We start from the raw sequence: 11,970 nt of genomic DNA, 5'->3' as shown, positions 1-11,970 counted from the left end.
CGCTTTTAGCGGGCCTTTTCGTAAAGTGGCGGAGAGGGTGGGATTCGAACCCACGGTACGCTTGCACGTACGCCTGATTTCGAGTCAGGTACATTCGACCACTCTGCCACCTCTCCGCAGGGTCGACGGCGGGCTGTGGGGCCTGCCGAGTCGGCAATGATAATGGGTCCTCAGCGCCGTGACAACAGGCTTTTGATGGGGCATGCTCGCGGGGCATAGGGACCGCTTCCGGCGGCCCTCCTCCAGCAGTCCAAGGCCCCCATGATCGAGTTCGGACACGGCACGCATACTGGCCTCCGCCGCCTGCGCAACGAAGACACCTACTACGCCGATGCGAGCCTGGGCCTGTTCCTCGTAGTCGATGGCATGGGTGGCCACCAGCACGGCGAGGTGGCCTCGGCCATGGCCCGCGACGGCGTCGTGGCGCAGGTGACTGCCGGGCAATCCCTGGTCGATGCGATCCAGCGGGTGAACGAGGCACTGATCGCTCGCTCGGGCGGATTGAAGGATGCGCGGCCGATGGGCACCACGATTGCCGCGATCCGCGTATCCGGACGGGCCTACGAGGCGGCATGGGTCGGCGATAGCCGCATCTATCGCTGGGCCGATGGGGAGATGCAGCGGCTTTCGCATGACCATTCGATCGTCGAGGCCCTGGTTGAGGCCGGCGAGCTGACCGAGACCCAGGCACGCAACCATCCCCAGCGGAGTGTCCTCACCCAGGCGCTCGGGATCACGGCGCCCGACCAGCTACACATCGGCCTGGCGCGTGGAGAACTTCCTTCGGGCGCGCGGCTGCTGCTCTGTACGGACGGCCTGACGGATGAAGTGGCGGATGAGCGCATTGCCGCGATCGTCGCGCGTACGGATATCGCGGCGCAGGAATGCGTGGATCACCTTGTGCTCGAAGCGCTCGCAGGCACCGGGCGGGACAATATCACCGCGATCCTGGTGCGCGCCGGGGGCTGATCGCGCGCAAGCGCGCTCCCACAAGGGCGCGATGCGATAGCCCCGCCTGTGGGAGCGCGCTTGCGCGCGATACCAGCGGACCTCAGTGGACCGTTTCTTCCGACTCGAGCGAGCGCCAGATGCTCTGCCCGCCAACGGCCTTGTCCAGCGCATCAAGCCGCTTCGCATGCAGTGCGAGCTCATCATCCGATGCGCGCAGCACGACGGGGCGGCGGCTGATCACGATATCGCCGAGCACGTCCGTCGCGGCGCTGGCGGCGCCGGCGTCGAAGACGAAATCAAGGCCGACCTGGCCCGAAGTCATCGCGATATAGACGTCCGCCAGCAGCTGGGCGTCGAGCAGGCCGCCGTGCAGGTCACGATGCGTGTTGTCGATGCCGAGGCGCTTGCACAGCGCATCGAGGCTGTTTCGCTGGCCGGGATACATCGTCCGCGCCATCGCCAGCGTATCGAGCACGGTGGCGTGATCCGTCACGGTGCCGTACTGCGGACCCAGGCGGGCCAGTTCGGCATTGATGAAGCCCACGTCGAACGCCGCGTTATGGATGATCAGCTCCGCGCCCTTGATGTAGGCGAGGAACTCTTCGACCTTGTCGCGGAAGAACGGCTTATCAAGCAGGAACGCGTCCTCGATGCCGGTGACCGCGCGGGCGCCCTCGTCGATCGCACGCTCCGGGTTGAGGTACGTATGGAAATGGTTGCCGCTCGGGCGGCGGCCGATCAGCTCCACCGCGCCGATTTCGATCAGGCGATGGCCAAGATGCGCTTCGAGGCCGGTGGTTTCGGTATCGAGGACGATCTGCCTCATGCCACCCTCCCCTTTTCCTTGAACAGGATGGCCTGGTCACGCGCGGCCACATCGACCCGCTCGTTTTCCTCGTGGCCGTTATGCCCCTTTACCCACTCCCACGTGACCGTGTGCGGCTGGGTCGCGGCATCGAGGCGAACCCACAGGTCCTGGTTCTTCACCGGCTTCTTGTCGGCGGTCATCCAGCCGTTGCGGCGCCACTTGGGCACCCACTCCTGCAGGCCCTGCATGACGTACTTCGAATCGGTCATGAGGTGCACCTTGCACGGCCGGTTCAGCGCCTCGAGCGCGGAAATCGCCCCCATCAACTCCATGCGGTTGTTCGTCGTGTCGGCTTCGCCGCCGGAGAGCATTTTCTCAATGCCCTTCGCACGCAGGAGGGCCGCCCAGCCGCCGGGTCCGGGGTTACCCAGGCAGGCGCCGTCGGTAAAGGCTTCAACAAGATCGGTCATGGAACTCTTCAGCTGATGTGTTCACGGGCGTGGCGCCGTGCGCCGGAGGCGAAGGTGCCAGGCACGGGCGCGGGCACCACGGCGGCGCGGGGCCGCAAGGGTACAGCCGCCGGCCGTTTTTTGCGCGCCACAAGCAGATAGCCACCGCCGATCAGTGACCCACCTATGGCGGTGCCACCGGCGCGCGGCCAGGCACTGCCGAGTCGGCGCGGCATGGATAGCTCGAAATCGTCCCGGACGAGGCGCTGGCTCCACCACCACGGCCAGGTCAGTCGCGGCCGCACGCCGCGGCTCTGCCTGGCCACCCAGGGCGACCAGAGGCCCAGCGGATGGATCCCGGCGATGGCGATCATGCCGCCCGGCTCGAGCACGCGGATGGCTTCGTCCAGCAGGTTGTCCTGGCGAGCCGTGGTCTCGAGGGCGTGGCGAAGGAGCACCACCCCGAAAGCCTCATCCGCGAAGGGCAGCGGCTCGAGGCCGCTGGCCAGCACGTCGCCCTCCAGGCGGGCGCCGGTGACGCGTACGGTCGCCCAGTGGCCCAGCAGCGGAATCGCAGGGGTCTCGGCGTCCAGCGCGGCGGTCAGGTGGAGTCCGTGGTCGCCCGTGCACCGGTTCAAAAGCGGCGTGAGCAGGCGGTTCTCGTCCGCAAGCAGCTTGCGGACGTGCGGCGTCGCATAGATGTCGGAGACCGGGCCAGCCATAGGTGGTCAGTGTAGTGAGGTTGAACAGCCACCGCACGGGTTAACGAGTCGCTAACGAGTGGGAAATACCCGGCTGATATAGTCCGGCCGCCCCTGCCCCGCCACCCTGGCTGGCAGGCGGCCAAACCACGGGTGTTCGCGCCCTATCGACGTCACGGAGTCCGCCCGATGCATTGGGTTCCCGTCGCGGCCTTGAGCGACAACTACATCTGGCTGGTCGCCGATGACGAGGGCAATGCTTTCGTCGTGGATCCCGGTGAAGCCGCCCCCGTCGAAGCCGCGCTAAGAGCGCGTGGCTGGACGCTGCGTGCCATCCTGCTCACGCACCACCACAACGACCACATCGGTGGCGTGTTCGACCTGGTGCGCGACCACGATGTCGAGGTGTATGCGCCACTGGATACGCGCATTCATTACAAGACCCAGATCGTGGGCGAAGGCGACAGCATCCAGCTGGATTTGCCGCGCGCCACGTTCCAGGTGCTCGAGGTCCCGGGCCATACGAAGACCCACATCGCCTACGCGGGCGAAGGCTTCCTCTTCTGCGGCGACACGCTTTTCAGCGTCGGCTGCGGTCGCCTTTTCGAGGGCACCGCCGAGCAGATGCTCGCCGCGATGGACAAGTTCAGCCACCTGCCGCCGGAGACCCTGGTCTGCTGTGCGCATGAATACACCGCGGCCAATATCCGCTTCGCGCTGAGCGTCGATCCGGATAACGGCCCCCTGCGCCACCGTCGGGACGAGGTGGCGCGCCTGCGCGAGGAGGGCAAGCCCAGCGTGCCCAGCCGCCTCGCCGACGAGCTCGCCACCAACCCCTTCCTGCGCGTGGACAGCGAGGCGATCGCCCGCTGGACCGAGGCCCATGGCAAGGAACACGCCACGCGGGCGGAGCGCTTTGCTGCGCTCCGCTCGGCCAAGGACATCTTCGCCGCATGAACGCACTGGTCCGCCGGCTGTTGCCGACCCTCATCCCGCTGGCGCTGACCGCCTGCGCTGGCACGACACCCCGTCCGGTGGCACCGGTCGCGCCGCTGCCCGCACCGCCCGTGGTGGATACGATGCCGGACGTGAACATGTCGCCGAAACTGGCCCGGCCTGCGCCGCCGGCGGATTTCTGGGGCGAGATGCGCGACAGCTTCGCGATGCCCGGCTGCGAGGCGGATCCGCAGGTCATGGCGTGGGCACGCACGTATACGAAGATGCCCAACCGCTTCGAGCAGCAGGTCAATGAGGTATTGCCGCTCATCGTGTACGCGCACAAATCCGCGATGAAGCACAGCGTGGCAGGTGAATTCGCACTGCTGCCGTGGGTGGAAAGCCAGTACCGCCACGTGCCCGGCGTGAAGAATCGCCCGGCCGGCATGTGGCAGATCATGCCGCAGACCGCACGCACGCTTGGCCTGCGCGTGGACAAGAATTACGACGAACGCCTGGACATCACCAAGTCCACCGAGTCGGTCATGTCGATGATGCGCCGCTACTACGACGATCTCGGCGACTGGCGCCTGGTGGATGTCGCTTACAACGCGGGTGAGTTCGGCCTGAAGAAAACGATCGACAAGCACGGTGGGCCGTCGGGTGACGATGGCCTGCCGGATGTGCCGATGAAGGCGAATACGAAGGAACACCTGGTCAAGCTCATGGCCATGGCGTGCATCATCCGCGACCCGGCGCGCTTCAACGTCCAGCTGCCGAAGCAGGATCGTGACGATGCGTTGCAGGTGGTGAAAGTCGATAACCCGCAATCGCTGGCACAGGCTGCGAAGCAGTCGGGCCTGTCGATGAACGATCTGCGCGACTTCAATCCGGCCTACCGGACGACCAAGGGCACGATCACGAACACGCTGCTGCTGCCGAAGTCGGCCGCGGACCAGTACAAGCTGGGCCCGGTGGATCCCGTGGCGGATGTGCCGGCCGCCGGTGACGACGACGACGGCGATGCCGCGCCGGCGAAAGCGACGAAGGCCTCGAAGAAATCGAAGACGGTGGCCAAGGCCACCGCGACGAAGGGCAAGGCGAAGGCGGCACCGAAGGACGATGCAAAGCTCATCGTCTACAAGGTCAACAACGGCGAATCGCTGTGGACCATCGCCCGCCGCCACCAGGTGAGCGTCGAACAGCTCATGAAGTGGAACGACCTGGACACCGCGGCGGTGAAGCCCGGCCAGGTACTGAAGCTCACCGCCTCTCGCTGATTTGTGGGAGCGCGCAAGCGCGCTCCCACAGGTCTCTCATCAGGACTGCAGCTGGACCACGTCCCACTGCACGTCGGCGCTGGTGTCGGCATCGTAATCCACGCCCTTGGCCTCGAAGCCGAAGAGCTTGATGAACTCGTGCTTGTAACCGGCGTAGTCGGTTTCTTCCCACAGGTTGGCCGTGGTCACCTTCGGCCAGAGCGCCTTGCACTCGGCCTGCACGTCATCGCGCAGCTCCCAGTCATCCAGGCGCACGCGACCTTCCGGATCGGTCTCGGCCGGCTTGCCATCGGTGCGATAGAGACGATCGTGGAACAGGCGGTTGATCTGTTCGATGCAGCCTTCGTGAAGGCCCTTCGCCTTCATGATCTTGAAGACCATCGAGACGTACAGCGGGATCACCGGGATGGCCGAGCTGGCCTGCGTGACGACCGACTTCAGCACGCCCACGTACGAGCGAAGGTGGAGGCCGGCGTGGCGCTTGGCAAGTTCGTGCGCCGTACGCTCAAGGTGCTCCTTCGCGAGGCCCAGCGTGCCGCGGCGGTACATCGGCCAGGTGGTCTCGGTGCCGATATAGCTGTAGGCGACGGTTGTGGCGTTGTCCGCCAGTACACCGGCCTTCGCCAGGGCGTCGATCCACAGGGCCCAGTCCTCGCCACCCATGACGGTGACGGTGTCCTTCTTTTCCTGCTCGGTAGCCGGCTCGACGGTGGCCTCGACGACTTCGTTCTTGTTCGTATCGACCGAGGACGCCTTGAATACTTCGCCCACCGTCTTCAGCGCCGAGCGCACCACCGTGCCCGGCTCGCCCATCGTCGTGCCTTCCGGCAGCTTGCGCACCGGGGAAGCGAGCGAATAAACGACCAGGTCAACCTTGCCGCCCATCTCGCTCTTGATGATCTCGATGGCCTTCGCACGGGTCTCGTTGGCAAACGCGTCGCCGTTGATCGACTTCGCGAACAGGCCCGCCTCACGCGCGAGCTTGTCGAACGCGTAGGCGTTGTACCAGCCAGCCGTGCCCGTCTTCGTTTCGCTGGAGGGCTTTTCGAAGAACACGCCAAGGGTATCGGCGCCATGGCCGAAGGCAGCCGTGATGCGCGAGGCCAGGCCGTAGCCGGTGGACGAACCGATGACCAGCACTTTCTTCGGGCCATCGGCGAACGCGCCACTGGCCTTGGTGATGGCGATCTGCTCTTCGACATTCTTCGCACAGCCGACCGGGTGGGCGGTGGTGCAGATGAAGCCACGAACCTTGGGTTGAATGATCACGGGTTGTCCTTTGACGCGATAAGACCGCCATTCTAAATCGGGACGCGGTCCATGCGCTTCCGCATGTTGCGGGGCAAAAAAAACCCCGCCGGCGGCGGGGTTTTTGGAGTACGACGGCCGCGAGGCTTACAGGCGGTCGTTGGCAATGACGATCTTGGCCTTCGCCTTGAGGGCGTCGATGTACTGGACGGTGACGGCATGCGCCATCGCGTCCATCATCTGCCCGCGCAGGCCATCACGCATCGCCTTTTCCACCTTCGACGGGTCCCCGTCGGTGACCTTGTCCACGGCGACCACGGCGTAGCTGCCCGTGCCGTCGGCGACGGCCGTCCAGGACGGCTTGCCATCGACCGGGTGCGGGAGCGAGAAAGCGGCCTGCAGGATCGCGGGCGGAACGTCCTTCGCCTCGGCCAGCTTGCTGCGCACCAGGCCCGTCGCGGTCTTCACCGGCACCTTGGCCAGCGTGGCCACGTCGCCGCCCTTGCTGAGCGCGGCGACCAGTTCGTCGGCCTGCTTCTTCGCCAGCGCGTTGACGCGCTCATCCAGGATCCGCTGGCGGATCGCGTCCTTAACGGTCGCGATAGCCTGCGGGGCGGAGGCATTGTGCTTGGCGAGGTGCATGATGATCGCATCGCCCTGGCCGACCTGCACCAGCGACGAGTTGTTGCCCTGGGTCAGGACATCCTCGGCGAACGCGGCCTGCACGAACTTCGGATCCTGGGTGACGCCCTCGCCACCGTTCCGGCCGAACAGCGGGCTCGTCTTGACCTCGAGACCGAGTTCCTTGGCGGGGACGTCGAGTGAACCGGGGTTGCGCTCGGCAAGGTCGGCGAGCTGGCCGGCCTTCTCGTTGTACAGGCGCTCGCCTTCGGCCTTCGCCCAGTCGCTGGCCAGCTGGCCACGCACTTCGGCGAACGGCTTGGCGTCACCCTCGCGGGCGTCGCGCAGCCAGATGATGTGATAGCCCTCGTCCGGCGAGAGGATCGGCTCCTTGCTGACCTCGCCCTTCTTCATCGCGAACAGCGCGCTGTCGAATGCCGGGTTGGTCACGCCCTTTTCGAGCCAGCCAAGGTCGCCGCCCGTGCGCTTGGAGCCCAGGTCGTCCGAGTTCTCGGCGGCCAGCTTCGCGAAGTTTTCCGGCGTGGCTTCGGCGGCGATCTTCTTTGCCTTTTCCAGCGCGGCCTTCTGCTGATCCGGCGTCGCGTTCTTCGGCACGTTGATCAGGATGTGCGACGCCATGCGCTGCTCGGGCTGGGCGTAGCGCTGCTTGAACTTGTCGTAGTACTCGTGGAGCTGCTCGTCGGTGGGCTCGCCCACCTTCAGGTCGGCCTGCTTCACTTCGAGGTACTGTACGGAGACCTGTTCCGGCGTGGTGTAGTCGGCGAGATGGGCCTTGTAGAAGGCATCGATCTCGCTGTCGGCAACCGTCGCATCGGTGAGCGACGGGTGCGGCAGGTCGACGAAACGCAGGTCACGCTGCTGGTCGTGCAAGCGGAAGAAATTGTCGACGTCGGCGTCGCTCACGAGCGTCGTGGCCGAGATGGCCTCCGGCAGCATCTGCGTGGCGAGGCTCTGGCGAACGCGAGCTTCGTACATCGCCGGGGTCATGCCCTGCGCAGCGAGGACGGCGCGGTAGGTGCCCGGCTCGAAGCGGCCATCGACCTGGAAGGTCTGGTCGGTGCCGATCACATCGCGCACGGCGAGGTCGGAAACCGCGAGACCGAGATCGGTGTTCGCCTTCTGCAGGAGCGCCTGGTTGATCATGCCATCCAGGACCTGCTGCTTGACCTCGGGCTTCTCGAGATCGGAAGGCTTGTACGGCGAGTTGGGGTTGGCCATGAACTGCTGGCGCAGCTCGTTGATGCGCGCCTGGAAGTCCTGCTGCGAAATCTCGTGGTCGTCGACCTTCGCCACGAACGTATCGGTATGCGAGACGAAGTACGACTCGATGCCGAAGAAGGCGACGGCGAAGACGCAGATGCCAAGGACGATGGCAGCGGGCCAACCGTGGATCTTGTTACGCAGGGCTTGCAGCATGATGCAACTCGCACAGGTGGCACCGGCAAACCGTTGCCGGCGGTAGATAAAGCAAAGGCGCCACACGGGCGCCTTTGCGGGACCATTGGCGGAGTGGACGGGACTCGAACCCGCGACCTCCGGCGTGACAGGCCAGCATTCTAACCGACTGAACTACCACTCCACTTCCCGTTGGTGGGTGCTGAGGGGATCGAACCCCCGACCAGCGCCGTGTAAAGGCGACGCTCTACCGCTGAGCTAAGCACCCCCTACGGTAAGCCGTTTAGTTTACGTGATCCTTGAGCGCCTTGCCAGCGGTGAAGGCCGGAACCTTCGAAGCCGGGATCTTGATCTCTTCATTCGTGCGCGGGTTGCGGCCCGTGCGGGCGGCGCGGCTGCGCACCTTGAACGTGCCGAAGCCCACGATGGCGACGTCGCCGCCGCTCTTCAGGCCTTCCTTCACCGCCTCGATGAAAGCCTCGAGCGCGCGGCCGGCATCGGCCTTCGACAGCTCGGACTTCTCAGCAATGGCGGCGACGAGTTCGGTTTTGTTCATTACGTGACTCCCTAAAGGTAATTCGGAACGCCGGACGGCGATCCCGGACGAAAATACGTCAGGTCAACGGACCTGCCAAAGGCATGATCGGCGACCCCGCGATGCATGGCGCCCTTGCGGCGCGGGCGATGGCGGTGTGGCCTTTATACCAGCGCCCTCCCCCCGCCGCAACACGAGCAATACCAACGTTTTCAGCGCAAGTGCATCATTCGGGGAGGCTTGCGCTGACGATGAAAAACGATTATCGCGGGTGATTAATGACAGGTTAGCGAAAACAAAAAGGGCGCACCGAAGGTGCGCCCTTTTGCCGCCGTGACGGCACGTTACGTCAAATCAATGCGTGAGCGACGGGGAGTTCTTCCCCTTGCCACTCTTGCCCGATTTGCGCGTTACCTCAACGGGCTTCCCGTCTGCAGCCTTGGACGGCCCCAGGGGACGTTCCAGTGCGAGGTCCAGCACTTCATCGATCCACTTCACCGGATGGATCTCCAGCGAGCTGGTGATGTTTTCCGGCAGGTCGACGAGATCCTTCCGGTTCTCATCGGGAATGATCACGGTAGTGATGCCACCGCGATGCGCCGCAAGCAGTTTCTCTTTCAGGCCACCGATCGGCAGCACGCGACCACGCAGCGTGATCTCGCCCGTCATCGCGACCTCGGAGCGCACCGGCACCTTGGTCAAGGCGGAAACCAGCGCCGTGCACATGGCGATACCTGCGCTCGGGCCGTCCTTCGGCGTAGCACCTTCCGGCACGTGGATGTGGATATCGAGCTTCTCGTGGAAATCCGGCTCGATGCCCAGGCCAGCCGCGCGAGCGCGGACGACGCTGAGTGCCGCCTGGATCGATTCCTTCATCACATCGCCGAGCTGGCCGGTGTGCACGAGACGCCCCTTGCCCGGGACCACGGAGGCCTCGATGCTGAGGAGATCGCCGCCGACCTGCGTCCACGCCAGGCCGGTGACCAGGCCCACTTCGTTCTGCAGTTCCGCACGGCCGAAATCGAAGCGGCGCACGCCGAGGTAATGGTCGAGATTGCTCGCATCGACGAGCACCTTGCCGGGGGCGGATGCCTTCGCCTTGGCGCCCTTCGCAGGTGCCTTGGCGACCTTGGCCTTCGCATTGGCCGGCACGGTACCCAGGGCAAGCTCTTTCACGACCTTGCGGCAGATCTTGGAGATCTCGCGCTCGAGGTTACGCACGCCCGATTCCCGGGTGTAGTAGCGCACGATGTCGCGCAGCGCATCTTCGGCCACCGCCAGCTCATCCGCCTTCAAGCCATTCGCCTTCAGCTGCTTCGGCAGCAGGTACTTCTGCGCGATGTTGAGCTTCTCATCCTCGGTGTAACCCGGGATGCGGATGACTTCCATGCGGTCGAGCAGCGGGCCCGGGATGTTGAGCGAGTTTGCCGTCGCCACCCACATCACTTCCGAGAGGTCGAGATCGACTTCGAGGTAGTGGTCGTTGAACGCGTGGTTCTGCTCCGGGTCGAGTACCTCGAGCAGGGCCGACGACGGGTCGCCGCGGAAGTCCATCGACATCTTGTCGATTTCATCGAGGACGAACAGCGGGTTCTTCGTGCCGACCTTGTTGAGGTTCTGCACGATGCGGCCCGGCATGGACCCGATGTAGGTCCGGCGATGGCCACGGATCTCGGCCTCGTCGCGAACGCCACCCAGGCTCATGCGGACGAACTTGCGGTTCGTCGCCTTGGCGATCGACTGGCCGAGCGAGGTCTTGCCCACGCCGGGCGGACCGACGAGGCAGAGGATCGGGCCCTTCATGGTGTTTACGCGCTGCTGCACCGCCAGGTATTCAAGGATGCGCTCCTTGACCTTCTCCAGGCCGAAGTGATCGGCGTCGAGGGTTTCCTGTGCGAGGGCGAGATCCTTCAGGACCTTGCTGCGCTTCTTCCACGGCACGCCGACCACCCAGTCGAGGTAGTTGCGCACGACCGTGGCTTCCGCCGACATCGGCGACATCTGCTTCAGCTTGTTGAACTCCTGGCGCGCCTTCGCGAGGACTGCCTTCGGCATGCCCGCGTTGTCGATCTTCTTCTGGAGTTCTTCAATCTCGTTCGTACCTTCCTCACCCTCACCCAGTTCCTTCTGGATGGCCTTCATCTGCTCGTTGAGGTAGTACTCGCGCTGGCTCTTTTCCATCTGCGACTTCACGCGGCCGCGGATGCGCTTCTCGACCTGTTGCAGATCCATCTCGCCATCGACAAGACCGATCAGCAGCTCGAGCCGCTGGCCGACGTCCGACGTCTCCAGGACCTTCTGCTTGTCAGCCATGCGCACCGACAGGTGCGCGGCGATGGAGTCGGCGAGGCGCGAAGGATCGTCGATGCCCGACAGGGTCGCGAGGATCTCCGGCGGCAGCTTGCGGCTCTGCTTCACCAGCTGTTCGAACAGCGAGACCAGCGAACGCGAAACGACATCGAGTTCGCGATCGCTTCCGGTGTAGATCGGCTCAATGACGCGGGCTCGCCCGCGCATCATGCCGGCCTCGTCCTCGAACGACTCAATCTGCACGCGCGACTGACCCTCGACCAGCACCTTCACGGTGCCATCGGGGAGCTTCAGCAGCTGCAGCACGCCGGCGAGCGTACCGATCTGGTGCAGGTCGTCCACGGACGGATCATCGATGTCCGGGCTCTTCTGGGCCACGAGGAGGATCTGCCGTTCGCCTTCCATCGCCTGCTCGAGCGCGCGCATCGATTTGTCGCGCCCCACGAACAGCGGGATGACCATGTGCGGGTAGACGACGACATCGCGCAGGGGGAGGACCGGCAACAGGTCCAGCGCGGCTCCGCTCGTGGTTTCTCTGCGATTCTTCGCCATGTGTAAGGGTTTTCCCTCAAAGAATGTGGGGTTCGCCCCGACACTGCGCCGGAGCCACCATGGTAGTCAAGTGGAGGTTCGCGAAGGGACCATCAAGGGCTACGCCTACATACAAAAACGGCCCCGGCGCTGTAAGGCGCCGGGGCCGTTCAAGTGTTACGGC

General features: G+C 64.9%; 10 protein-coding genes and 3 tRNA genes. 3 read left to right on the top strand and 10 right to left on the bottom strand.

Going from position 1 to position 11,970, the window contains the following annotated elements; all coding sequences use genetic code 11:
* Positions 1-26: 26 nt before the first annotated feature.
* Positions 27-116: transfer RNA gene (locus ACZ6YI_RS03300), tRNA-Ser, on the bottom strand.
* 145 nt (positions 117-261) lie between these two features.
* Between ACZ6YI_RS03300 and ACZ6YI_RS03295 the strand changes: the two genes are divergently transcribed.
* The gene (locus tag ACZ6YI_RS03295; protein WP_465777412.1) at positions 262-969 is read left to right on the top strand and encodes a PP2C family protein-serine/threonine phosphatase; all 708 of its coding nucleotides are present in this window, start codon (positions 262-264) and stop codon (positions 967-969) included.
* Between the two features lie 82 nt (positions 970-1,051).
* Here ACZ6YI_RS03295 and dnaQ read toward each other — a convergent pair whose 3' ends face one another.
* Genes dnaQ through ACZ6YI_RS03280 form a run of 3 tightly spaced genes read right to left on the bottom strand, consistent with a single transcriptional unit; the run spans position 1,052 to position 2,930 of the window.
* Positions 1,052-1,777, bottom strand: a complete 726-nt coding sequence (dnaQ, locus tag ACZ6YI_RS03290; RefSeq protein WP_465777411.1) for a DNA polymerase III subunit epsilon — start codon at positions 1,775-1,777, stop codon at positions 1,052-1,054.
* Positions 1,774-2,229, bottom strand: a complete 456-nt coding sequence (gene rnhA / locus ACZ6YI_RS03285) for a ribonuclease HI (protein ID WP_440328854.1) — start codon at positions 2,227-2,229, stop codon at positions 1,774-1,776. Before rnhA ends, dnaQ begins: the two co-directional genes overlap by 4 nt.
* Positions 2,230-2,237: 8 nt before the next feature.
* Positions 2,238-2,930, bottom strand: a complete 693-nt coding sequence (locus tag ACZ6YI_RS03280) for a methyltransferase domain-containing protein (RefSeq protein WP_465777410.1) — start codon at positions 2,928-2,930, stop codon at positions 2,238-2,240.
* Between the two features lie 168 nt (positions 2,931-3,098).
* On the opposite strand from ACZ6YI_RS03280, the gene gloB reads away from it, so the two are divergent.
* Both gloB and ACZ6YI_RS03270 read left to right on the top strand, forming a co-directional pair.
* Entirely contained in the window at positions 3,099-3,866 is a 768-nt protein-coding gene (gene gloB / locus ACZ6YI_RS03275) for a hydroxyacylglutathione hydrolase (RefSeq protein WP_465777409.1), read from the top strand.
* A complete protein-coding gene (locus tag ACZ6YI_RS03270; RefSeq protein ID WP_465777408.1) occupies positions 3,863-5,125 on the top strand; it encodes a transglycosylase SLT domain-containing protein in 1,263 nt (420 codons plus the stop codon). The genes gloB and ACZ6YI_RS03270 overlap by 4 nt, the downstream gene beginning before the upstream one ends.
* A gap of 39 nt (positions 5,126-5,164) precedes the next feature.
* Here ACZ6YI_RS03270 and fabV read toward each other — a convergent pair whose 3' ends face one another.
* The 6 genes from fabV to lon form a co-directional block, all read right to left on the bottom strand.
* Positions 5,165-6,394 carry an enoyl-ACP reductase FabV gene (fabV, locus tag ACZ6YI_RS03265; protein WP_465777407.1) on the bottom strand — a complete coding sequence of 410 codons (1,230 nt, stop codon included), beginning with the start codon at positions 6,392-6,394 and terminating at the stop codon, positions 5,165-5,167.
* Positions 6,395-6,520: 126 nt separating this feature from the next.
* On the bottom strand, positions 6,521-8,431 hold the full coding sequence (locus tag ACZ6YI_RS03260) for a SurA N-terminal domain-containing protein (RefSeq protein ID WP_465777406.1): 1,911 nt from the start codon (positions 8,429-8,431) through the stop codon (positions 6,521-6,523).
* Between the two features lie 86 nt (positions 8,432-8,517).
* A tRNA-Asp gene (locus ACZ6YI_RS03255) sits at positions 8,518-8,594 on the bottom strand.
* Positions 8,595-8,603: 9 nt separating this feature from the next.
* Positions 8,604-8,678 (bottom strand) — tRNA-Val (locus ACZ6YI_RS03250).
* Positions 8,679-8,693: 15 nt separating this feature from the next.
* On the bottom strand, positions 8,694-8,966 hold the full coding sequence (locus ACZ6YI_RS03245) for an HU family DNA-binding protein (RefSeq protein WP_247327622.1): 273 nt from the start codon (positions 8,964-8,966) through the stop codon (positions 8,694-8,696).
* 333 nt (positions 8,967-9,299) lie between these two features.
* Complete coding sequence (lon, locus tag ACZ6YI_RS03240) at positions 9,300-11,807, bottom strand: endopeptidase La (protein ID WP_465777405.1); 2,508 nt, start codon at positions 11,805-11,807, stop codon at positions 9,300-9,302.
* Positions 11,808-11,970 lie beyond the last annotated feature (163 nt).

The sequence above is a fragment of the Luteibacter sp. NPDC104163 genome, from assembly GCF_055584245.1.
This window is presented reverse-complemented; position numbering and strand designations above follow the sequence as displayed.